Genomic DNA, 23,560 nt, shown 5'->3' on the forward strand with positions numbered 1-23,560 from the left:
TACGATGATCAAACAAAGGACATTAAAACGTATTGTTCAGGCGACTGGTGTCGGTTTACATACCGGCAAAAAAAGTCACCCTGACATTACGCCCTGCGTCGGCTAATACCGGGGTCATCTATCGTCGCACCGACTTGAATCCACCGGTAGATTTTCCGGCTGATGCAAAATACGTGCGCGACACCATGCTGAGTACCTGCCTGGTGAATGATGAAGGCGTGCGTATTTCAACGGTTGAACACCTCAATGCCGCCCTGGCGGGTCTGGGTATCGACAACATTATTGTTGAAGTCGATGCGCCAGAAATCCCGATCATGGATGGCAGCGCAGCACCGTTTATCTATCTGCTGATGGATGCGGGCATCGAGCAGCTCAACAGCGCGAAGAAATTTGTGCGTGTTAAGCAGACCGTGCGTGTGGAAGAGGGTGACAAATGGGCCGAGATCAAACCGTTTAACGGCTTCTCGCTTGATTTCACCATCGACTTCAAACACCCGGCTATCGATTCCAGCTCACAGCGTTATGCGATGAACTTCTCTGCTGACGCCTTTGTTCGTCAAATCAGCCGGGCGCGTACATTTGGCTTTATGCGTGAAATCGAATATCTGCAGTCTAAAGGCCTGTGCCTGGGCGGTAGCTTAGATTGTGCGATAGGTCTGGATGATTTCCGCGTACTGAATGAAGAAGGCCTGCGTTTTGAGGACGAGTTTGTCCGTCACAAAATGCTGGACGCGATTGGCGACTTGTTTATGTGTGGTCACAACATCATTGGCGCATTCACTGCGTTCAAATCGGGCCACGCGCTGAACAACAAGCTGCTGCAAGCGGTTCTGGCTAAGCAGGAAGCCTGGGAATGGGCAACCTTCGAAGACGAAGCTGAACTGCCGCTGGCATTCAAAGCACCGAATCTGGTTCTGGCTTAATTACCCCGGAACGTGAAACGGCTGGTTATGCTGACACCCTCTCCGGTCAGCGGCGCCAGCCGTTTTTTTATTGCCTCTTATCACACGCCTGATGACTGCGACCTCGCTCGCAAAGCGTTGTCTGTTCTGCTGATTTGCTGAACAATCACACGCGTTTTCTCTCGCCATCACTTTAATCCCAGGTGTGGATGCCCCACATTAATGATACTATCTGTGGCGCTTTTACAGGCCGAAATCCGTTGCGGCTCGCGGCGGGTACCAGAAAACAAGAGCGCAACAGAGCATGCGCGATGGAAAGGTTGTGATCGGGATTCTTCTGCGCTGGCGACAATTAGGTAGACGCTACTTCTGGCCTCATCTCCTGTTAGGGATGGTAGCGGCCAGCTTTGGCCTGCCAGCCTGTGCGCAAAGCTCCGAACTCAACGCGTCCTCTGAATCTCCGGCCAGCAGTCTCTTTCTTGGCAGTGCCACACGCTTTGATCATCTGATCCGGCTGCAGGAAGCGTCCCGACGCCCGAGCTTCAGCGTGGATTACTGGCATCAGCACGCCATCCGCACCGTTATTCGTCATCTCTCTTTCACGCTGGCGCCCCAGGCGCAGGCGGAGCAACAGACATTACCGCTGGCGGCACAAAAGCTGGCGCTGATCGACTCACTGCATAGTTTACTGACATCACATTCTGCGCTGCACACTGCACCGCAGCAGATCTCTACGCCGCCTCTTTTCACGGCCGTTACCCGTTCATGGGTAGAGTGGCATGCCAGCGTGCATGGCATTCGCGCCGGACCCGCCCGATTGTTCTGCTAATATTTTTGGTTTTATTCACTCTGTTTAGATTTCGCAGTCCGGAATGCTCCGGCTGAATTGAGAATATATTTATTATGTTAAGCAAAATATTAACCAAGGTTTTTGGTAGCAGTAACGATCGTACCCTGCGTCGTATGCGTAAAGTGGTGGACGTCATCAATAAGATGGAGCCCGATTTTGAGAAGCTCTCTGATGATGAACTGAAAGCTAAAACGGATCTGTTCCGCGAACGCCTGAAAAAAGGTGAATCGCTGGAAAGCCTGATCCCGGAAGCGTTCGCAACCGTGCGTGAAGCCAGTAAACGCGTGTTCGGGATGCGTCACTTCGACGTGCAGCTGATCGGCGGTATGGTGCTGAACGATCGCTGCATTGCTGAGATGCGAACCGGTGAAGGTAAAACGCTGACCGCAACGCTGCCAGCCTATCTGAACGCGCTGTCCGGCAAAGGCGTTCACGTGGTTACCGTCAACGACTATCTGGCACAGCGTGATGCGGAAAACAACCGTCCGCTGTTTGAGTTCCTTGGTTTAACCATTGGTATCAACATGTCGGGCCTGCCGGCGGTGGCAAAGCGTGAAGCTTACGCAGCAGACATCACCTACGGCACCAACAACGAATATGGCTTCGACTACCTGCGCGACAACATGGCTTTCAGCCCGGAAGAGCGTGTACAGCGTAAACTGCACTATGCGCTGGTGGATGAGGTCGACTCCATCCTGATCGATGAAGCGCGTACGCCGCTGATCATCTCTGGTCCTGCAGAAGACAGTTCTGAGCTTTACACCAAAGTGAACAAGATCATCCCTCATCTGGTGCGCCAGGATAAAGAAGATACCGAAACCCATCAGGGTGAAGGCGACTTCTGGGTCGATGAAAAAGCGCGTCAGGCTCACATGTCTGAGCGCGGTCTGGTCAAAGTGGAAGAGCTGCTGGTCAGCGAGGGCATCATGGAAGCGGGCGAGTCACTCTACTCTCCGACCAACATCATGCTGATGCACCACGTCACTGCGGCGCTGCGTGCGCACGCACTCTTTACCCGCGATGTGGATTACATCGTGAAAGATGGCGAAGTGGTGATTGTTGATGAACACACCGGCCGTACCATGCAGGGTCGTCGCTGGTCTGATGGTCTGCATCAGGCGATTGAAGCGAAAGAAGGCGTTGAGATCCAGAACGAGAACCAGACGCTGGCCTCTATCACCTTCCAGAACTACTTCCGTATTTACGAGAAGCTGGCCGGTATGACCGGTACCGCTGATACCGAAGCATTTGAATTCAGCTCCATTTATAAGCTCGACACCATTGTCGTGCCGACTAACCGTCCGATGGTGCGTAAAGATCTGGCTGACCTGGTCTACATGACCGAGAAAGAGAAGATCGATGCCATTATCGAAGATATCCGTGAGCGCACCGCCAATGGTCAGCCGGTGCTGGTGGGAACCATCTCGATTGAGAAATCAGAAGTGGTCTCTAACGAACTGACCCGTGCCGGTATCAAACATAACGTTCTGAACGCCAAATTCCACGCCCGCGAAGCGGATATCGTGGCGCAGGCTGGTCAGCCGGGTGCGGTCACTATCGCCACCAACATGGCCGGACGTGGTACAGATATTATGCTGGGCGGCAGCTGGCACGCTGAAGTGGCCGAACTGGAAGAGCCAACTGAAGCGCAAATCGAAGAAATTAAAGCGGCATGGCAGATTCGTCATGATGCGGTTCTGGCGTCAGGTGGTTTACACATCGTCGGTACTGAGCGTCACGAATCGCGTCGTATCGACAACCAGCTGCGTGGTCGTGCAGGTCGTCAGGGTGACGCCGGTTCTTCTCGCTTCTACCTGTCGATGGAAGATGCGCTGATGCGTATTTTTGCCTCAGACCGCGTCTCGAATATGATGCGTAAATTGGGCATGAAGCCAGGCGAAGCGATTGAGCATCCGTGGGTCACCAAAGCGATTGCCAATGCCCAGCGCAAAGTTGAAAGCCGTAACTTCGATATTCGTAAGCAGCTGTTGGAATATGATGATGTGGCTAATGACCAGCGTCGTGCCATCTACAGTCAGCGTAATGAGCTGCTGGATGTGTCTGACGTTAGCGAAACCATCAACAGTATTCGCCACGACGTCTACAAAGTCACCATCGATACTTACATTCCGCCGCAGTCGCTGGAGGAGATGTGGGACGTGCCAGGCCTGGAAGAGCGTCTGCGCACTGACTTTGATCTGAACCTGCCGATTGCAGAGTGGCTGGATAAAGAGCCTGACCTGCATGAAGAAGTGCTGCGTGAGCGCATCATGACCCATGCTATGGAAAGCTACGCTGAGAAAGAAGAGATCGTTGGCGCAGAAATGATGCGCAACTTCGAAAAAGGCGTGATGCTTCAGACGCTGGATTCGCTGTGGAAAGAGCATCTGGCCGCGATGGACTATCTGCGTCAGGGCATCCATCTGCGCGGCTATGCGCAGAAAGACCCGAAGCAGGAGTACAAGCGTGAATCCTTCGCCATGTTTGCCGCGATGCTTGAATCACTGAAATATGAAGTGATCAGCACACTGAGCAAAGTGCAGGTGCGCATGCCAGAGGAAGTTGAAGCGATGGAGCAACAACGTCGCGAAGAAGCTGAACGTCTGGCACAGCAACAGCAGCTGAGCCATGTTGAAGAGGATCTGCTGGCAGCCGCAGAGCCTGTGGCGGAGCAGAGTGGCGAACGCAAAGTCGGCCGCAACGATCCCTGCCCATGTGGTTCCGGTAAAAAAGTACAAGCAGTGTCATGGCCGCATCGCCTGAGACTGAATGCTAATAAAAAAAGGAGCCGCTGGCTCCTTTTTTTATGGTCTCTGCCACCCAGGCAATAGCGACTCCGCTGAGCTAAAGCGGTTAACATCCGCTACGGCATGCTCTAAAATCAGGCTTCATTCACCCATTACTACCGGATAGTCTCCATGAAGCACCTGCAGGTTGCAGTTGGCATCATTCGCAATGCCAGTAAACAAATTTTCCTTGCCCAGCGCGCGGCGACCTCTTACATGGCGAACAAGTGGGAGTTTCCTGGCGGTAAAATTGAAGCGGGCGAAAGCGCCGAACAGGGATTGATAAGGGAACTTCAGGAAGAGACCGGGATTGAGGTCACCGAGGCACGCCCGATTGGTCATGCAGACCACAGTTATGACGATCTGCGCGTGACGTTGCATTTCTTTCTGGTTGAAGGGTGGAAAGGAGAGCCGTGGGGCAAAGAGGGTCAGCCGCAGCGTTGGGTTGATCAGCATGCGTTGGTCGCGGAGGAGTTTCCGCCCGCGAATCATCAGCTGATTGCGCGTCTGATCGCCGGCGAACTCTGAGCGGATGGGGCAGCGCGCCCCATCCGGTTCGGCTGTCAGCGATCTTCTTCACTCCAGTTGTCACTGTCGTTCATATCGTCGCGGCTGGGAATGCGTTTCTCTTCTGCTGCCCACTCACCTAAATCAATGAGCTGGCAGCGCTTACTGCAAAAGGGGCGCCAAGGGCTGAGTTCATCCCAGATCACATCTTTGCCGCACTGCGGACAGGCAACGGTCATCACTTCTTGCTGCATTTTTACCTCTAACAACAGGCCAGTTGAAAATTAAGGCGGGCCGGAACTTCACCACGCTCACTATCAAGCGGCATAAAACGAATGGCGTAGCGGCTTTTATGTCCGGACACCTGTGGATAGAGCGCATCCTCCAGCGACAACTGCAGTCGCAGCAGATCGGCGCCTTCGGCATTATCCTGATAAAAACCATTAAGGCTGGTCTGCACATGAAACGCGCCGGACTGGCGGATCAGATCCAGTATCATCGCCAGCGCATGATGCAGTGGCTCCAGCGTCAGCATCCAGGCTTCGACCTGCGCATCGCGTGCTTCCTGCGGCAGATGGAGCCAGATGTGCAGGCCTGGCAAATCAAAGCTGCAGCATCCTCCAGGGATGCTCAGACGCTGCCGCACCAGGGCAATCAGACGGTCCTCGCGGAGTTGCTGGCCCATACGTGGGGCATTCATCAACTGCGTTGACTGAATTTTGAGTTTATCGCGCAGGGCATTAACCAGCGTCATATCAACACCTGGCACATCAGCCCATGCACGTAACTTTTGCTGCTGACGCTCCAGCTCTTTTAACAATTCAGTACGCATATCGCCCCGCTCAAAAATATCGAGCAGCTCGCTAATCAGGCGAAAAAAGGTCAGCGCATTAACGGTTTTATCCAGTGGGACAATTTCATCTAACTGATTGATCAAAAACTCAACCCGTAACCAGGTTCGCATTTTTTCATTCAGTGGGTGTTCAAACAGAACGGGTGTGCTCATGGTATTAATCCTGTTTCGTTGCCGCCAGCCTGAGATAGCGCTGATGGAGTTCGGCAACCTGCGGCAAGGCGTCGTCGGGCTCGCCACTGTTATCAATAATGTCATCGGCACAGGCGAGGCGCTGCTGGCGCGTCGCCTGTGCGGCAAGAATGCGTTTCGCCTGCGCGACGGAAAGATGATCACGCTGCCGGGTGCGCGCTAACTGCGTTGCTTCATCAACATCCACCACCAGTACCCGATCAGCCTGGTGCTGTAACTGATTTTCCACCAGTAGCGGCACCACCCAGAGCACATAAGGTGTGGTGGCTTCGGCGATCAATTGACGCGTCCGGGCATTAATCAGTGGATGCAGCAGCGCGTTTAACCAGCTTTTCTCTTCCGGCTGCTGAAAAATAATGTCGCGAAGCCGGCTACGATCAAGCTTCCCCTCATCAGTTACTATCGACGTGCCATAGCGCGCCTGAATGGCCTGCAAAGCGGGTGTGCCGGGTTCGACAACTTCACGTGCTATCAGGTCAGCATCAATAATTTCCACGCCAGACGCTGCGAATGCCTGGGCAATCGTACTTTTACCACTGCCGATCCCCCCTGTAAGCGCGACGATATAGGGCATGTTTCTCACCTGACTTCTCTTTTCGACAGGGCTTCAGGGTAATGATCTGTATAAAAAACGCAAAAATGCGCGTCAGATCACACCGATAAAGCACAATTAAATTTAACGGATTGTAGCGTAAATAAAGTGAAATTCGCAGTCTTGTCGCGCAGCGAGAGGCGCGTATCATAACGTCACTGGAGCTGTGCTTACTTCGTGAACGACGATTCATTGCCACTTACCAGGACACTGTTTATGCGTATTGAAGAAGATTTAAAACTGGGCTTTAAAGATGTCTTAATCCGCCCCAAACGCTCCACGCTGCAAAGTCGCTCACAGGTTGAGCTGGAACGCAGCTTTACCTTCAGACATTCGGGCCTGAGCTGGAGCGGCGTACCGATTATCGCCGCCAACATGGATACCGTCGGCACATTTTCAATGGCTGAGGCGCTGGCCAGCTTCAATATCCTTACAGCAGTCCATAAGCATTACAGCGTAGATGAGTGGCGCGCGTTTATTCAGCGCATCCCCGCGACGGTATTGAAACATGTGATGGTTTCAACCGGCACCTCGGAGGCCGATCTCAATAAACTGGTTGCGATTATGGCGCTGTCAGACGATCTGCAGTTTATCTGCATCGACGTGGCCAACGGTTACTCTCAGCATTTTGTTGATTTTCTGCAGCGCGCCCGTGAAACCTTCCCGGCTAAAACCATCTGTGCCGGTAACGTGGTAACGGGCGAAATGGTGGAAGAGCTGATTCTCTCTGGCGCGGATATCGTCAAAGTCGGCATTGGTCCGGGTTCGGTCTGTACAACCCGGGTGAAAACCGGCGTGGGCTATCCGCAGCTTTCCGCTGTCATTGAATGTGCCGATGCGGCGCATGGCTTAAGCGGACAGATTGTCAGTGATGGCGGCTGCTCAGTGCCTGGCGATATTGCGAAAGCGTTTGGCGGCGGTGCCGACTTCGTGATGCTGGGTGGCATGCTGGCGGCACATGATGAGTGTGAAGGGCAGGTGGTCGAAGAGAATGGCGAAAGCTTTATGCTGTTTTACGGCATGAGTTCCGAATCGGCGATGAAGCGTCACGTTGGCGGTGTCGCGCAGTATCGCGCAGCAGAAGGTAAAACGGTGAAGCTGCCATTACGTGGCCCGGTTGCTGACACCGCGCGCGATATCCTGGGTGGACTGCGTTCCGCCTGCACTTATGTGGGGGCGGAGCGGCTGAAAGAGCTGACCAAGCGCACCACCTTTATCCGGGTTAATGAGCAGGAAAACCGCGTTTTCAACCGATAGTTATCCGGGGCGCAGCCTGCGCCCCTTAATGCATCGCATCACCCAGCCCGAACACCGGCAGATACATCGCAATCACCAGCGTGCCGACAATGCCGCCAATCACCACCATCATCATCGGTTCCAGCGAAGCAGCCAGTGTGTCAGCGCGCTCACGGGTTTCTGCCTCATGCCATTCCGCCAGACGAGCCAGCATTAAATCCAGCGCGCCCGCCTCTTCGCCGACGCGAACCAGCTGACCGCATAATGGTGTGAATAGCGGATGATGCATCAGCGCCTGATGCAGAGGATTCCCCTGAGCAATGTGCTGCTGCAGTCCGGCCATTGCTTCCCGCCATAGCAATGATGAGAGCGTCACTTCAACGGCAGCCAGTCCCTGTAGCAAAGTTAACCCGGCGCGCTGTGTCAGATTCAGAATGGTGTAGATCTGCGTCAGCTGTGTGCCACGCCATAACCCGGAAAGCAGCGGGATGCGCAGGAAAATCGCCTGCTCACGGCGCTGCCAGCCCGCAGAGCGTCGTCGTAACTGATGCCACACCACCAGCATCAGCGATACGCCGATGGCTAACACAGCTCCCCACTCCTGAAGCGCGGCAGATAACTGCATTACCGCTGCCGTAAAGGCGGGCAGGGGGGCATCAAAGGAGTCATAAACGGCAACGAACTCTGGCAGAACGAACAGCAGCATGCCGCAGGTGACCGCAATCGCCACCAGTAGAATGAACAGAGGATAACGCAGCGCCTTCGCCACCTGATGCCATAACTGCTGTTGCCGGATCTGCTGCCGGGCCAGCTCACTGCAACAGGTATCCAACTGACCGGTCAGTTCGCCCACCTCCATCAGGGCCGGATAGAGTGCCGGAAAAATCTGCGGCCATTCACGTAAAGCCTGCGAAAAAGGGGCACCGCTGAGTACCCGATGATGCAGGACAAGCATCAGAGCACGCCAGCCTGCATGCGGATGGCCCTCAGCCAGCAAAGCCAGACTCTCTGCCAGCGGCAGTCCCGCTTTGAGCAGGGTTGCCAGCTGACGAATCAGATCGGTTTTGTGCTGCCACTTCCACTCCCTCTGACGCCACACTTTTTCTCGCTTCCAGCTCACCGGCAGAAGATCGCGCTGCGCCAGCATCAGCAGCAGGTTATCACTGTCGATAGCCAGTAGCTGGCCACTGACTAACTGGCCCTGGCTATCGACCGCCTGCCAGCGAAATAAAGACGCATCAGCCATCGTCCAGCCCAATCACCCGTTGCATCTCTTCCAGCGAGGTATCGCCCCGGCTTACTGCCTCAAGGCCGGACACCAGCAGGGTGCGTAATCCCTGCTGTTTCGCCAGGCTGAGCAAATTCTCCAGCGGCATTTCGGCGGCGATCGCATTTTGCAGCCTGGCATTGATCGGCAGCAGTTCAAACAGCGCCAGCCGGCCAAAATAGCCGGAAAAACAGTGGTCGCAGCCGGGAGCTCGCCAGGTTTGCAAGGTACCGGGCCAGAGTTCCGCAGGATAGTGCGCCACCGCCTGAGCGGGCTGACGACAGTGGGGACAGAGGCGTCGAACCAGGCGCTGAGCAACAATCAGTTTCAGCGCCGACCCCAGAAGATAACCGGGAATGCCCATCTGTCGCAGACGGGTCAGAGTCTCAGCGGTGGAGTTGGTATGCAGAGTCGAAAGCACCAGATGTCCGGTCTGTGCCGCTTTAACCGCAATCTCCGCCGTTTCAGCATCGCGGATCTCCCCGACCATGATCACGTCCGGATCCTGCCTCAGCAGCGCCCGCAGCACGCGGTTAAAATCGAGGCCGTTTTTAGCATGGATCTGCGTCTGGTTAATGCCGGGCAGGGGGGATCTCAATCGGATCTTCAACGCTGCACAGATTTTTTTCCGGCGTATTCAGGGCACTGAGTCCGCTATAGAGCGTAAACGTCTTGCCGCTGCCGGTAGGCCCGGTGACCAGAATCAGCCCCTGCGGCTGCGCCAGCGCGGCGCAGAACAGGCGCAACTGCGCGGCGGGTAAGCCGAGCTTATCCAGCGACAGCGCCGCGCTTTCACTCTGCAATAGCCGGACCACCGCTTTCTCACCACCGTAGATGGGTAAGGTCGCCAGGCGAAAAGAGGCAGGTTTACCGGCGATCTCCAGACTGAACTGACCATCCTGCGGTAACCGGCGTTCGGCGATATCCAGTCCGCCGAGGATCTTCAGTCGCGCCAGCAGCGCAGCAGGATGGGTGGCGGGCAGGGAAGATAGGGGGTGCAATACACCATCGATACGCAGACGCACCCGCAGGCCATCACGGCCGGGTTCGATATGGACATCAGAGGCGCGACGCTCCAGCGCCTGACGCAGAATCAGCTGTGTCGCTTCGATCGCTGATTCTGCTGGTGCCTCTTCGCGCGCCACCAGCGGTGTGTCAGCGTGCTGAAGCTGGTCGAGCCGGGCCTGCGGCCAGCATTCAATTTCAATCTGACACTGGCTGGCAAAATGGAGGGCTTCAGCCAGCCCTGGCGGCACGCTCTCCGCGACGGCAACACGCAGCTGGCTGGCATCATGGTGCAAAACCAGGGCGCGATAGCGCTGACATAATGCCGCGATCGCCTCATCAGGCTTGCTCATCGCTGGCTCCTTTATCCGCAAAGCGGAACTGCTGCAGGCAATTGTCACGCAGGCTATTGTTGCTGCTGGTGCAGCTGCGTTGCCAACTGATGCCGCCCTCGGTGTTGTCCCAGAGCGGCAGCATTTCAACGCTCAGCCCATTCAGGCTCTCCTGGCCGGTCAGCGTAATGACCCCGTTGGTCACGCTCAGTGCCGAGACATAGCGCGATCCCCTGGCAGCAGGAATACCCGCTTCTCCGGCCTGGCACTGCGTCGGGCCGCCGCGCTCCATGGCGCAAAGCTCAACAGCGGTTTTATAGGGCACCATGGTTTGCAGCATGTCAGTTAGGGCAGCACGCTGCAGATAATTTTGATAAGCGGGCAGGCCGATGGCACTTAAGATTGCCACAATACCCACCACAATCATCAGTTCAACCAGCGTAAATCCACGTTGATAATTCATCACATCGTCTCCGTATTAAGAAGGCGACAGGTTAAAAAGCGGCGGCAGTGAAAGACAGGCAGAGATGGGCAAACTGGAAAGCGTGATGTGAACAGATTTCGGACTTACAGCGCAGTCGAAACTGCGCCGGAAGCAGGGTCGCAAAATCGCCGTGTTGAGTGACGGCGAGGCAGGCTATTTTTGTTTAAAGCGCATCGAGAGATCCAGCGCCCGCACATGTTTGGTCAGCGCGCCAACCGAAACATAGTCCACACCGGTCAGGGCGATCTGTGGCAGGGTGGTTTCGGTGACGTTACCGGAGACCTCCAGCAACGCCCGACCCTGATTAAGTTCGACGGCGGCACGCATCGCTTCCAGGCTAAAGTTATCCAGCATCACGATATCGGCTTCCGCTTCCAGCGCCTGACGTAACTCCTCCAGCGATTCCACCTCAACTTCAACCGGCACATCGGGCTGCAGCCATTGCGCTCTTTCCACTGCCTGCCGAATCGAGCCGCTGGCAATAATATGGTTCTCTTTGATGAGATAAGCGTCAGAGAGGCCCAGCCGATGATTGCTGCCACCGCCGCACAACACGGCATATTTCAGCGCAGTCCGCAGTCCGGGCAGGGTTTTACGCGTGTCCAGCAGTTGCGTCTGGCTTCCCGCCAGCAGCGCGACATAGCGGCTGACTTCGGTAGCAACGCCTGAGAGCGTCTGCACAAAATTAAGCGCCGTTCGCTCGGCGGTCAGCAGCAGCCGGGCAGGCCCCTCGATTTCAAACAGCAGCTGGTCAGCCTCGATCTGATCACCATCTTCGACATGCCAGATCAGGGTCGCGTTTGAGCCGAGCTGAATGAACACCTCTTCAACCCAGCGTTTACCACAGAAAACACCGGCTTCGCGGGTGATGACCTGCGCATCGGCCTGGGTATCGGCGGGTAACAGCTGCGCGGTGATATCGCGGTCAGCGTCGATCTTGCCTCCGAGATCCTCTTTTAACGCCAGCGCAACACTATCCGGAATGTCACTTTCAATGCGTTTAATCAGCGCCTGACGACGGCTGTCGGGATCATAACCACGGGATGACATAGGCGTTTTACTCCAGAAAGGGAAATGACAGAGGCGGTCACAATAGCCTGAACCGCCATTCGGTTCCAGCAACTGATAGCATTTTGTTTAGTATCCTTAACACGCAGTGCGTGAATGTCATCAGACCGGCACACTAAGAAGCAAGAATCCTTTATTATTCATGCTATTCTCAGCCAGGTGAAATAAGGAAAACCGCTATGAAAATCAAACAGGGCTGGCTGACCTGCGTGCGTCATGTGCCGTCGCCGCATTGCAACGAACGCCCTGATAATGAGGTACCTTCACTGCTGGTGATCCACAATATCAGCCTGCCACCCGGTGAATTTGGCGGGCCATGGATCGATAAACTGTTCACCGGCACCTTACCGCCCGATGCCCATCCCTATTTTGCGGATATCGCCGCGCTGAAAGTGGCGGCACACTGCCTGATTCGTCGTGACGGGGAGATCGTGCAGTATGTCCCCTTTGATAAACGCGCCTGGCATGCAGGCGTTTCGCAGTTCGAAGGACGTGAGAACTGCAACGACTTCTCCATAGGCATCGAACTGGAAGGGACAGACAGTGAGCCTTATAGCGAGGCGCAATATCGGGCCTTGCAGCAGGTGACGCAATTACTGCTGCAACACTACCCGTTAACGCCTGCACGTATCACGGGGCACAGTGACATCGCACCGGTACGCAAAACCGATCCCGGACCTGCTTTTGACTGGGACTACTACAAACAGCTGTTAACGCAGCAAAAATCCTGATTTTTGCGGAGTCAGTATGACGTTGTTTACCTTGTTGTTGGTTTTAGGCTGGGAGCGCCTGTTTAAACTGGGCGAGCACTGGCAGCTCGAACACCGGCTGGAGCCGATCTTTCGCCAGCGCCACCATTTCTCAATGATGCGTACCCTGCTGATGACCGTGCTGGCGATGGCGCTGACCGCGCTGGTGATCTGGAGTCTGAAAGGGCTGCTGTTTGGCGTGCTGCAACTGCTCTTCTGGATTGTTGCCGGACTGCTCTGTATCGGTGCCGGGTCGGTGCGACAGCACTACCACAGCTACCTGAAAGCGGCCAGTCATGATGACGACGCTGCGCATCAGGCGATGGCGGCTGAACTGACGCTGATTCATGGCGTGCCGGTGGAATGCAGCGAGCGCGAGTTCCTGCGTGAGCTGCAGAATGCCCTGATCTGGATAAACTTCCGTTTCTACCTTGCGCCAATGTTCTGGCTGGTGGTAGGCGGTCCGTGGGGGCCGGTGCTGCTGGTGGGTTACGCTTTTCTGCGGGCCTGGCAAGGCTGGCTGGCAAAGCATGGAACACCGATGGCGCGTTCACAATCTGGCGTGGATGCCATTCTGCATCTTCTCGACTGGATCCCGGCGCGGCTGGCGGGTGTGGCTTACGCCCTGCTGGGTCATGGCGAGAAAGCGCTGCCCGCCTGGTTTGCTTCGCTGACCGATCGGCATCGTTCTCAGTATCAGGTGCTGACGACCCTGGCGCAGTTCTCACTGTCACGCGATCCGCACACCGATAAAGTCGAAACGCCACGGGTTGCCGTGGCGTTAGCGAAACGTACCTCACTGGTACTGGTGGTCGCTGTCGCGTTGCTGACGATTTACGGCACGCTGGTGTAATCGGCAGGCGGCACGCCGAAATCAGGCGTGCCATCTTCCCGCCAGCTGAAATATTTCAGTCGGGTATGGCGGTTCGGATCCCATAACGGATCGCCTTCAATTTCAGTGTAGTTACGCGCGTGGTACACCAGCACGTCGCGTCCCGCCTCATCCTGGGTAAAACTGTTGTGACCCGGCCCATACTGATGGTTGTCCCAGCTGGAGACAAATACCGGCCGTGCAGACTTTTGCCATGCGGCGACATCAAGCGGATCGGCATCAGCAGCAATCGACAGTATCCCCAGACAGTAATTCTCATCGGTGGCGCTGGCAGAGTAGGTCACAAACAGCCGATCCCCGTGACGGATAACCGCCGGTCCTTCATTAACGCTAAAGCCTGCGCACTCCCACTCATATTCTGGCCGGCTCAGCATCACCGGCGTGCCTTTCAGCGTCCAGGGGATTAAGCAGCTCAGCCAGATAGAGGTTAGAGTTGCCGGGAATCAATGGATCTTTCTGCGCCCAGAGATACCAGTTTTTACCCTGATGCACGAAGTGGGTGGCATCCAGTGAGAAGCTGTCGAACTGGCTGAAGACCCGGCGGCAGGGCTGCCAATCGCCCTGCAGCGGATCTTCCGCCTCACACACCAGCGCATACATCCGGTGCTGAAACAGTCCCTCTTTGATTTCACGCGTCGGTGCTGCCGCGAAATAGATGACCCACTGTCCGTCAATGTAGTGCAGCTCAGGTGCCCAGATTAACTCGCTAAAGGGGCCGCTCTCGGGCTTGCGCCAGACGACTACCGGCTCGGCGCTGCGCAGGCCAGCCAGCGTCGTGGCGCGACGGATCTCCAGCCGGTCATACTCCGGCACCGATGCTACAAAGTAATAGAACTGTTCATGGCGCAGGATAAAGGGGTCGGCACGCTGCTCGATAAAAGGATTCGGCAAGATTGCGGTCATTTAACATCTCCGGTTGGCGTGACAACACCGTCGCGCAGGCGAACGGTGTGTAACTCATGGAAGTTTTCGCGGCGCAGCGCGAGATCCTGCTGGATGGTAATCATCATTTTGCGGTCGACCTTCATCAGTCGTACCACACCTGCGGTAATCAGATAGCCGACGCCAGGAATAATGGTGAACAGCAGCATGATGCCGTTAATCGCCTCAGGTGACTGCTGCTTAGCGCCCGCATTGTAGCCATAGATCGACAGCAGAAAGCCGACCATCGCACCGGCAACCGCCAGTCCCACCTTGAGGAAGAACAGGTTGCCGGAGAAGCTGATGCCGGTGATGCGTTTGCCGGTTTTCCATTCGCCGTAGTCATCCACATCGGCCATCAGTGACCAGTGCAGCGGAGAGGGGATCTGATGCAGGATATTCAGCACAAAGTAGGCGATCACGACCATCACGGTGGCGTGGGGATCGATCCAGTAGAAACCGCTGGAGAAGAGTGCCAGCGCGATATTGGTCCAGAAGAAGACTTTGAGTTTGCACCAGCGATCGGTGAGCAATTTCGCCAGCGTGCTGCCGACCATCATGCCAATCACACCCAGGCTGATAAACAGCGTGGCGAAGTGCGTCGACTGGCCCATGACCCAGGTCACGTAATACATGGTGGCCGCCATACGGATGAAGCCGGGACAGACGTTACAGAACGTCAGCAGCAGAATGCGTACCCACTGGTCATTCTTCCAGACGTCACGCAGATCTTTTTTCAGGTCATCATTGCTCGGCACGGCAGGGCGGATACGTTCACGTACCGTGGCAAAGCAGAACAGAAACATCGCCAGGCCAATGGTTGCCAGTACCGCCATCGCCATCTGGTAGCCGCGCGCTTTGTCTTCGCCACCGAACCACTCTGCCATCGGCAGCAGGGACAGAGAGAGTATCAGCGTGGCGATGCCGACCATGACAAAGCGATAAGACTGGCAGGAGACGCGCTCACCGGGATCGTTGGTAATCACGCCGCCCAGAGAGCAGTAAGGAATGTTAATCGCCGTGTAGGTCAGTGACATCAGGAAGTAGGTGACGAAGGCCCAGATCACCTTGTTGTGATAGGTCCAGTCTGGCGTGGTGAACATCAATACGCTGAACACGACGTAAGGTACGGAAACCCACAGCAGCCAGGGACGAAAGCGACCCCAGCGACTCTGGGTGCGATCGGCGATCGCGCCCATAATCGGATCGGTTACCGCATCGAGCACTCTGACCGAGAGCAGCAGGGTTCCCACCAGCGCCGGGGCCAGGCCGAAAACGTCGGTATAGAAGTAGTTCAGGAACAGCATGATGGCACCGCCAATCATGTTGCATCCGGCATCGCCCATGCCATATCCCAGTTTTTCCCGAAACGGGAGGGCTGTACCTTTCATGGTTTTCTCCTGCGCATCCAGTGTGAACAGGAATTATTGGCAGGAAATCAGCGAGATGAACGGGAGTAATTCGTTATGAAGATGGACAAAACAGTTGCGGGGAGAGAAGTGTGAACTGGATCGGGGCAGTTGAGACGGACAGAGAGGCGCGGGTGACGTGCTGCAACCCCCCCAGGAGGTCGCAGCACGTGGTAAAGCATCAGGCTTTCTGTGTCTGGTTCTTGATAAAGTAACCCACGCCCAGAATGACCAGCCAGACCGGAATCAGCCAGACAGAGATCGCCATGCCCGGCGTGGTCGCCATCAGTACCAGAATCGCCGCCAGGAAAATCAGGCAAATCCAGTTACCGGCCGGATAGAGCAGCGCTTTAAAGCGGGTGGTTACGCCCTGCTTATCTTTCTTACGACGGAACTTAAGGTGCGCCAGGCTGATCATCGCCCAGTTGATCACCAGCGCAGAGACGACCAGCGACATCAGCAGGCCAAACGCTTCACCCGGCATCAGATAGTTGATCAGCACACACAGCGCAGTGGCGACAGCAGAGACCAGAATCGTTAATACCGGCACACCGCGACGGTCGACCTTCAGCAGCGCTTTCGGCGCATTACCCTGCTGTGCCAGACCAAACAGCATACGGCTGTTACAGTAAACGCAGCTGTTATAGACCGACAGCGCCGCTGTCAGGATGACCACGTTGAGCGCATTCGCTACCATGGCATCGCCCAGCTCGTGGAAGATAAAGACAAACGGGCTGACTTCTGACGTGACACGCGTCCACGGCATCAGTGACAGCAGCACCGCCAGCGAACCAATGTAGAAAATCAGAATACGCCACAGCACCTGGTTGGTCGCTTTTGGAATGCTCACTTCCGGGTTATCCGCTTCAGCGGCGGTGATACCTACCAGCTCCAGACCACCAAACGAGAACATGATAATCGCCATGACCATCACCAGACCGCCGATGCCATGCGGGAAAAATCCGCCCTGTTCCCACAGGTTGCGCACGGTAGCCTGCGGACCCGCGTGACCGCTGAACAGCAACCAGCCTCCGAACAGGATCATGCCAATCACCGCAACCACTTTAACGATGGCGAACCAGAACTCCATCTCACCAAACACTTTCACGTTGGTCAGGTTGATAGCGTTAATCATCACGAAGAAGATGGCAGCCGAAGCCCAGGTCGGAAAGTCTGGCCACCAGAACTGGACATATTTGCCAACGGCGGTGAGTTCCGCCATGGCGACCAGCACATAGAGCACCCAGTAGTTCCAGCCCGAGGCGAAGCCTGCAAAGTTGCCCCAGTATTTATACGCGAAGTGACTGAAGCTGCCGGCGACCGGCTCTTCCACGACCATTTCGCCTAACTGACGCATGATTAAAAAGGCAATAAAACCGGCAATCGCATAGCCCAGAATTACGGCCGGTCCGGCGGATTCAATGACCGATGCACTGCCCAGAAACAGGCCGGTTCCCACTGCACCACCCAGCGCGATGAGCTGAATATGGCGGTTCTTGAGACCACGTTTCAGCGCTTCGCCTTGCTGTTGTTCCATACAAACCTCGTGATGTTTTTATTCTTCGTTCGCAGCGCAGGACGCTGTAATGAAGTAGTTACAATAACGTATTGATTATTTTACGGTATCTGGCGTGCTGAATAGTGCCATCTGCTACCCTGGCGACAAGAATAGTGATAAGCGAATCGCTTTGCACCTGCTTTCGCCTTTCGTGCTGAGAGTTGACTGAAAAAACGCCGTCCTGGTCACGTCTGCCCACAGCAACTTCTGCCATGAAATTCCGTTAATGACGAATAGCTTTCACTTATGTCTGCCGCTGCGCTAACGCGCTAAGCGGGTGTAAGGTTTGGTAAAAGTGAAATTATTTAACATTTGCGGTAACGCGAATTTTTCATTTTTTTAACCGCAAGTTAGCGCCAGCACAGGCTTTGGGGGCAGGTGAATGTCGCAGACACCATATAGACACAAGGTGAATACTTTGTTACTTTACCGGCACCTCTTTGCAATTGGTATTACCAATTTACTCCGGACGATTGGCTTAATAAGAAGGGACGATGGCTTACAGTAAGATTCGCCAACCTAAACTCTCCGACGCTATCGAGCAACAGCTCGAATCGCTGATTATGGAAGGGACCCTGCGTCCGGGAGAGAAGCTGCTGCCTGAGCGCGAACTCGCCAAACAATTCGATGTCTCACGTCCGTCTCTCCGCGAAGCGATCCAGCGCTTAGAAGCCAAAGGATTATTGCTGCGCCGACAGGGTGGCGGAACGTTCGTGCAGGAGAATCTCTGGCAAAGCTTAAGCGATCCACTCGTTGAGCTTCTCGCCGACCATCCGGAATCACAGTTTGATCTGCTGGAAACGCGCCATGCCTTAGAAGGCATCGCCGCCTATTACGCGGCGCTGCGCGGCACAGAGGAAGACCTGCTGCGCATTCGCGACTGCCATGTGAATATCCAGCAGGCGCAGGACAGCGGCGATTTAGACGCCGAAGCGGACGCAGTGATGCAGTATCAGATCGCTGTCACAGAAGCGGCCCATAATGTTGTGCTTTTACATTTGCTACGCTCAATGGGCCCTATGCTGGAACAAAACGTTCGCCAGAATTTCGAATTGCTCTACTCGCGCCGGGAAATGCTGGCAAAAGTGAGCGGTCACCGCGCCAGAATCTTTGAGGCGATTGTGGCTCGTGAGCCAGAAAAAGCGCGCGAGGCTTCACACCGTCACCTGGCGTTCATAGAGGAAATCTTGCTGGACAGAAGTCGGGAGCAGAGCCGTCGAGAACGCTCCCTGCGTCGTTTACAGCAACGTAAGGAATAACGTGCGACAAAGATCGTACGGACATGTGCGACGAGCCTGCCTGCATCTGCTTTAACAGGCTCCCGATTATTCAACGTATTAGACACAGATAAGGAACACACCCATGTCAGAACGTTTACACAATGACGTGGATCCGATTGAAACTCGTGACTGGCTACAGGCGATCGAATCGGTCATCCGTGAAGAAGGTGTTGAACGTGCACAGTATCTGATTGATCAGGTACTGGGTGCAGCCCGCAAAGGCGGCGTAAACGTGGCTGCAGGATCTTCTGCAATCAGCAACTACATCAACTCTATTGCCGTTGAAGATGAACCCGATTATCCGGGCAATACCTCTCTTGAACGTCGTATCCGTTCCGCAATTCGCTGGAACGCCATCATGTCGGTGCTGCGCGCATCGAAGAAAGATCTGGAACTCGGCGGCCACATGTCCTCCTTCCAGTCTTCTGCGACGATTTATGAAGTGTGCTTCAACCACTTCTTCCGCGCGCGCAGTGAGAAGGATGGCGGCGATCTGGTCTATTTCCAGGGCCACATCTCTCCCGGCATCTATGCCCGTGCGTTCCTTGAAGGCCGCCTGACCGAAGACCAGATGAATAACTTCCGTCAGGAAGTTGACGGTAAAGGCCTCTCTTCTTATCCGCACCCGAAATTAATGCCGGAATTCTGGCAGTTCCCGACCGTATCAATGGGTCTGGGTCCGCTGTCGGCTATCTACCAGGCGAAGTTCCTGAAGTATCTGGAACACCGTGGCCTGAAAGATACCTCTGCTCAGACCGTTTACGCCTTCCTGGGTGACGGTGAGATGGATGAGCCAGAATCCAAAGGCGCGATCACCATCGCGACCCGTGAAAAACTGGATAACCTGGTCTTCATCATCAACTGCAACCTGCAGCGTCTGGATGGCCCGGTTACCGGTAATGGCAAGATCATCAACGAGCTGGAAGGCATCTTTGCCGGCGCTGGCTGGGAAGTGATCAAGGTCATCTGGGGCGGTCGCTGGGATGAGCTGCTGCGCAAAGATACCAGCGGCAAGCTGATTCAGCTGATGAACGAAACCGTCGACGGCGACTACCAGACCTTCAAATCCCGTGATGGTGCCTATGTGCGTGAGCACTTCTTTGGTAAATATCCGGAAACCGCCGCGCTGGTTAAAGATCTGTCCGATGATGAAATCTGGGCATTGAACCGTGGCGGCCACGATCCGAAGAAAATCTACGCGGCACTGAAAAAAGCGCAGGACACCAAAGGCAAGCCAGTACTGATCCTGGCGCATACCATCAAAGGTTATGGTATGGGCGACACCGCGGAAGGCAAAAACATTGCCCACCAGGTGAAGAAGATGAACATGGATGGCGTGCGCTATATCCGTGATCGCTTCAACGTGCCAGTCGCAGATGACAAAATTGAATCACTGCCGTACGTGACCTTTGAAAAGGGCTCTGAAGAGCACACGTATCTGCACGGTCAGCGTGAGAAGTTAGGCGGCTACCTGCCAACACGTCAGCCGAAGTTCACTGAAAAGCTGGAAATGCCAGCACTCGAAGAGTTCAGTGCGCTGCTGGATGAGCAGAACAAAGAGATCTCAACCACCATCGCCTTTGTACGTGCCCTGAACGTGATGCTGAAGAACAAGTCGATCAAAGATCGCCTGGTTCCGATCCTCGCCGATGAAGCGCGCACCTTTGGTATGGAAGGTCTGTTCCGTCAGATTGGTATCTACAGCCCGAACGGTCAGCAGTACACCCCGCAGGACCGCGAGCAGGTTGCTTACTACAAAGAAGACGAGAAAGGCCAGATTCTGCAGGAAGGGATCAACGAGCTGGGCGCAGGTTCATCCTGGCTGGCTGCGGCGACCTCTTACAGCACCAACAACCTGCCGATGATCCCGTTCTACATCTATTACTCGATGTTCGGCTTCCAGCGTATCGGCGATCTGATGTGGCTGGCGGGCGACCAACAGGCGCGCGGCTTCCTGGTCGGCGGCACCTCAGGTCGTACTACCCTGAACGGCGAAGGTCTGCAGCATGAAGATGGTCACAGCCACATTCAGTCGCTGACTATCCCGAACTGTATCTCCTACGATCCTTCTTACGCCTATGAAGTGGCTGTCATCATGCATGACGGTCTGGTGCGTATGTATGGCGAAGCGCAGGAGAACGTTTACTACTACATCACCACGCTGAACGAAAACTACCATATGCCAGCAATGCCCGCTGGTGCAGAAGAGGGTATCCGTAAGGGTATCTACAAACTGGAAACGGTAGACGGCAGCAAAGGCAAAGTGCAGCTGCTGGGCTCAGGTTCTATCCTGCGTCATGTGCGTGAAGCTGCGCAGATCCTGGCGAAAGATTACGGTATCGGCTCTGATGTCTACAGCGTCACCTCGTTCACTGAACTGGCACGTGATGGCCAGGATTGTGAGCGCTGGAACATGCTGCATCCGACAGAAGAAGCGCGCGTACCTTACATCGCTCAGGTGATGAACGACGCACCTGCTGTCGCCTCAACCGACTACATGAAACTGTTCGCTGAGCAGGTTCGTAGCTATGTCCCGGCCAGCGATTATCGCGTGCTGGGTACCGATGGCTTTGGTCGCTCTGACAGCCGTGAGAACCTGCGTCATCACTTTGAAGTTGATGCATCTTATGTGGTGGTTGCCGCGCTGGGTGAGCTGGCTAAACGCGGCGAGATCGAGAAGAAAGTGGTGGCCGACGCGATCACCCGATTCAATATCGATGCCGATAAAGTTAACCCGCGTCTGGCTTAAGAGGTAATAGAGTAATGGCTATCGAAATTAAGGTACCGGATATCGGGTCTGACGAAGTTGAAGTCACCGAGATTCTGGTGAAAGTTGGCGACAAGGTGGAAGCCGAGCAGTCGCTGATCACCGTGGAAGGCGACAAAGCCTCAATGGAAGTGCCGTCGCCGCAGGCTGGCGTAGTGAAAGAGATCAAAATCTCTACCGGTGACAAAGTTGAGACCGGCTCACTGATCATGGTGTTTGATGCTGAAGGCGCTGCGGAAGCAGCACCTGCCGCCGCCGAAGAGAAAAAAGCGGACGCGGCGCCAGCGCCAGCCGCTGCTGCGGCCACTGCCAGCAAAGAAGTGGCTGTGCCGGATATCGGCGGTGACGAAGTTGAAGTCACTGAGATTCTGGTTAAGGTTGGCGACAAAGTCGAAGCCGAGCAGTCACTGATTGTGGTGGAAGGCGATAAAGCGTCGATGGAAGTCCCGGCTCCGTTCGCGGGTGTGGTCAAAGAGATCACTATTTCCACCGGCGACAAGGTCAGCACCGGTTCAGCCATCATGGTCTTTGAAGCAGAAGGCGCAGCACCGGCCTCTGACGCGAAGCCAGAAGTGAAAGAAGAAGCGGCATCGGCACCTGCCGCGGCTGCAGGCGCCAAAGACGTTAACGTTCCGGATATCGGCGGTGATGAAGTTGAAGTTACCGAGATACTGGTCAAAGTCGGCGACAAAGTTGAAGCTGAGCAGTCACTGATTGTGGTTGAAGGCGACAAAGCCTCTATGGAAGTGCCTGCGCCGTTTGCAGGTACCGTCAAAGAGCTGAAAGTGGCGACCGGCGATAAAGTCAGCACCGGCTCACTGATCATGGTGTTCGAAGTCGAAGGTGCTGCTCCGGCTGCCCCTGCGGCCGCGAAACAGGAAGCCGCACCGGCCCCTGCTGCCAAATCTGAAGCTAAAGCCGCGGCACCCGCTCCAGCTAAAGCGGAAAGCAAAGGTGAGTTCGCAGAGAACGACGCTTACGTTCACGCTACCCCGGTGATCCGTCGCCTGGCGCGCGAGTTCGGAGTTAACCTGGCGAAAGTCAAAGGCACCGGCCGTAAAGGTCGCATTCTGAAAGAAGACGTGCAGACTTACGTGAAAGAGGCCGTGAAACGCGCTGAAGCGGCACCAGCTGCAGCCAGCGGCGGCGGTCTGCCAGGCATGCTGCCATGGCCGAAAGTTGATTTCAGTAAGTTTGGCGAAATCGAAGAAGTCGAACTGGGTCGTATCCAGAAAATTTCTGGCGCGAACCTGAGCCGTAACTGGGTAATGATCCCGCACGTTACGCATTTCGACAAAACCGATATCACCGATCTGGAAGCCTTCCGTAAGCAGCAGAATGCTGAAGCAGAGAAGCGTAAGCTGGATGTGAAGTACACCCCGGTGGTGTTCATCATGAAAGCGGTCGCGGCGGCGCTTGAGCAGATGCCACGCTTCAACAGCTCGCTGTCTGAAGATGCGCAGAAACTGACGCTGAAAAAATATATCAACATCGGTGTGGCGGTTGATACGCCAAATGGCCTGGTGGTTCCGGTCTTTAAAGACGTGAACAAGAAAGGCATCACCGAGCTGTCTCGTGAACTGATGGCGATTTCGAAGAAAGCGCGTGACGGTAAGCTGACAGCGGGCGACATGCAGGGCGGATGTTTCACCATCTCCAGCCTGGGCGGCCTGGGCACCACGCACTTCGCGCCGATCGTGAACGCGCCGGAAGTCGCTATCCTGGGTGTCTCTAAATCGGCGATGGAGCCGGTGTGGAACGGTAAAGAGTTTACTCCGCGTCTGATGATGCCGATTTCTCTCTCCTTCGACCACCGCGTAATCGACGGTGCTGATGGTGCGCGATTCATCACCATCATCGGCAATATGTTGTCTGACATTCGTCGTTTAGTTATGTAAATGTAAAGAAGG

General features: G+C 55.2%; 16 protein-coding genes and 4 pseudogenes. 10 read left to right on the forward strand and 10 right to left on the reverse strand.

Going from position 1 to position 23,560, the window contains the following annotated elements; translation table 11 throughout:
* Positions 1-4 precede the first annotated feature (4 nt).
* From lpxC to mutT, 4 genes and pseudogenes are all read left to right on the forward strand, one after another.
* Positions 5-923: pseudogene (lpxC, locus tag JNO11_RS02695) on the forward strand (UDP-3-O-acyl-N-acetylglucosamine deacetylase).
* Positions 924-1,224: 301 nt separating this feature from the next.
* Entirely contained in the window at positions 1,225-1,731 is a 507-nt protein-coding gene (secM, locus tag JNO11_RS02700; RefSeq protein WP_242461324.1) for a secA translation cis-regulator SecM, read from the forward strand.
* A gap of 74 nt (positions 1,732-1,805) precedes the next feature.
* Positions 1,806-4,515: pseudogene (gene secA / locus JNO11_RS02705) on the forward strand (preprotein translocase subunit SecA).
* 155 nt (positions 4,516-4,670) lie between these two features.
* On the forward strand, positions 4,671-5,066 hold the full coding sequence (gene mutT, locus JNO11_RS02710) for an 8-oxo-dGTP diphosphatase MutT (protein WP_010253900.1): 396 nt from the start codon (positions 4,671-4,673) through the stop codon (positions 5,064-5,066).
* A 35-nt stretch (positions 5,067-5,101) separates the two neighbouring features.
* On the opposite strand, the gene yacG is transcribed toward mutT, so the two are convergent.
* From yacG to coaE, 3 genes are read right to left on the reverse strand one after another with little or no spacing between them, the layout of a single operon-like run.
* Entirely contained in the window at positions 5,102-5,299 is a 198-nt protein-coding gene (gene yacG, locus JNO11_RS02715; protein WP_010253903.1) for a DNA gyrase inhibitor YacG, read from the reverse strand.
* A gap of 8 nt (positions 5,300-5,307) precedes the next feature.
* Complete coding sequence (gene zapD, locus JNO11_RS02720) at positions 5,308-6,051, reverse strand: cell division protein ZapD (RefSeq protein ID WP_033756556.1); 744 nt, start codon at positions 6,049-6,051, stop codon at positions 5,308-5,310.
* A 4-nt stretch (positions 6,052-6,055) separates the two neighbouring features.
* The gene (gene coaE, locus JNO11_RS02725; RefSeq protein ID WP_010253911.1) at positions 6,056-6,664 is read right to left on the reverse strand and encodes a dephospho-CoA kinase; all 609 of its coding nucleotides are present in this window, start codon (positions 6,662-6,664) and stop codon (positions 6,056-6,058) included.
* Positions 6,665-6,898: 234 nt separating this feature from the next.
* Here coaE and JNO11_RS02730 point away from each other — a divergent pair, with 234 nt between their 5' ends.
* On the forward strand, positions 6,899-7,939 hold the full coding sequence (locus JNO11_RS02730) for a GMP reductase (protein WP_033780586.1): 1,041 nt from the start codon (positions 6,899-6,901) through the stop codon (positions 7,937-7,939).
* A gap of 25 nt (positions 7,940-7,964) precedes the next feature.
* On the opposite strand, the gene hofC is transcribed toward JNO11_RS02730, so the two are convergent.
* The 4 genes and pseudogenes from hofC to nadC all read right to left on the reverse strand — a co-directional run bounded on the left by hofC (position 7,965) and on the right by nadC (position 12,056).
* Positions 7,965-9,164: a protein transport protein HofC gene (hofC, locus tag JNO11_RS02735; RefSeq protein ID WP_325176906.1), complete on the reverse strand. Its 1,200-nt coding sequence runs from the start codon at positions 9,162-9,164 to the stop codon at positions 7,965-7,967.
* Positions 9,157-10,543, reverse strand: a pseudogene (gene gspE, locus JNO11_RS02740) (type II secretion system protein GspE). Before gspE ends, hofC begins: the two are co-directional and overlap by 8 nt.
* Positions 10,530-10,985 carry a prepilin peptidase-dependent pilin gene (gene ppdD, locus JNO11_RS02745; protein ID WP_325176907.1) on the reverse strand — a complete coding sequence of 152 codons (456 nt, stop codon included), beginning with the start codon at positions 10,983-10,985 and terminating at the stop codon, positions 10,530-10,532. The pseudogene gspE and the gene ppdD overlap by 14 nt, the downstream one beginning before the upstream one ends.
* A gap of 174 nt (positions 10,986-11,159) precedes the next feature.
* Entirely contained in the window at positions 11,160-12,056 is an 897-nt protein-coding gene (gene nadC, locus JNO11_RS02750) for a carboxylating nicotinate-nucleotide diphosphorylase (RefSeq protein ID WP_010253926.1), read from the reverse strand.
* 197 nt (positions 12,057-12,253) lie between these two features.
* Here nadC and ampD point away from each other — a divergent pair, with 197 nt between their 5' ends.
* Positions 12,254-12,805 (forward strand): 1,6-anhydro-N-acetylmuramyl-L-alanine amidase AmpD, encoded by a 552-nt coding sequence (gene ampD, locus JNO11_RS02755; protein ID WP_325176908.1) that lies wholly within the window; start codon positions 12,254-12,256, stop codon positions 12,803-12,805.
* Between the two features lie 16 nt (positions 12,806-12,821).
* Positions 12,822-13,676 carry a beta-lactamase regulator AmpE gene (gene ampE, locus JNO11_RS02760; protein ID WP_022625416.1) on the forward strand — a complete coding sequence of 285 codons (855 nt, stop codon included), beginning with the start codon at positions 12,822-12,824 and terminating at the stop codon, positions 13,674-13,676.
* Here ampE and JNO11_RS02765 read toward each other — a convergent pair.
* The 3 genes and pseudogenes from JNO11_RS02765 to aroP form a co-directional block, all read right to left on the reverse strand.
* Positions 13,658-14,618 (reverse strand): annotated as a pseudogene (locus JNO11_RS02765) (family 43 glycosylhydrolase). The gene ampE and the pseudogene JNO11_RS02765 sit on opposite strands and share 19 nt — an antisense overlap.
* The gene (locus JNO11_RS02770) at positions 14,615-16,027 is read right to left on the reverse strand and encodes an MFS transporter (RefSeq protein ID WP_061703635.1); all 1,413 of its coding nucleotides are present in this window, start codon (positions 16,025-16,027) and stop codon (positions 14,615-14,617) included. Before JNO11_RS02770 ends, JNO11_RS02765 begins: the two are co-directional and overlap by 4 nt.
* A 199-nt stretch (positions 16,028-16,226) precedes the next feature.
* The gene (aroP, locus tag JNO11_RS02775; protein WP_033756570.1) at positions 16,227-17,582 is read right to left on the reverse strand and encodes an aromatic amino acid transporter AroP; all 1,356 of its coding nucleotides are present in this window, start codon (positions 17,580-17,582) and stop codon (positions 16,227-16,229) included.
* Between the two features lie 515 nt (positions 17,583-18,097).
* Here aroP and pdhR point away from each other — a divergent pair.
* From pdhR to aceF, 3 genes are all read left to right on the forward strand, one after another.
* Entirely contained in the window at positions 18,098-18,862 is a 765-nt protein-coding gene (gene pdhR, locus JNO11_RS02780; RefSeq protein WP_010253942.1) for a pyruvate dehydrogenase complex transcriptional repressor PdhR, read from the forward strand.
* A gap of 103 nt (positions 18,863-18,965) precedes the next feature.
* Positions 18,966-21,632, forward strand: coding sequence for a pyruvate dehydrogenase (acetyl-transferring), homodimeric type (gene aceE / locus JNO11_RS02785; RefSeq protein ID WP_010253944.1), 2,667 nt, complete (start codon positions 18,966-18,968; stop codon positions 21,630-21,632).
* A gap of 14 nt (positions 21,633-21,646) precedes the next feature.
* Positions 21,647-23,548, forward strand: a complete 1,902-nt coding sequence (gene aceF, locus JNO11_RS02790) for a pyruvate dehydrogenase complex dihydrolipoyllysine-residue acetyltransferase (protein WP_010671838.1) — start codon at positions 21,647-21,649, stop codon at positions 23,546-23,548.
* The last annotated feature ends 12 nt before the right edge of the window (positions 23,549-23,560 follow it).

It is taken from the genome of Pantoea sp. 1B4 (assembly GCF_016925765.1).
Classification (GTDB): domain Bacteria; phylum Pseudomonadota; class Gammaproteobacteria; order Enterobacterales; family Enterobacteriaceae; genus Pantoea; species Pantoea agglomerans.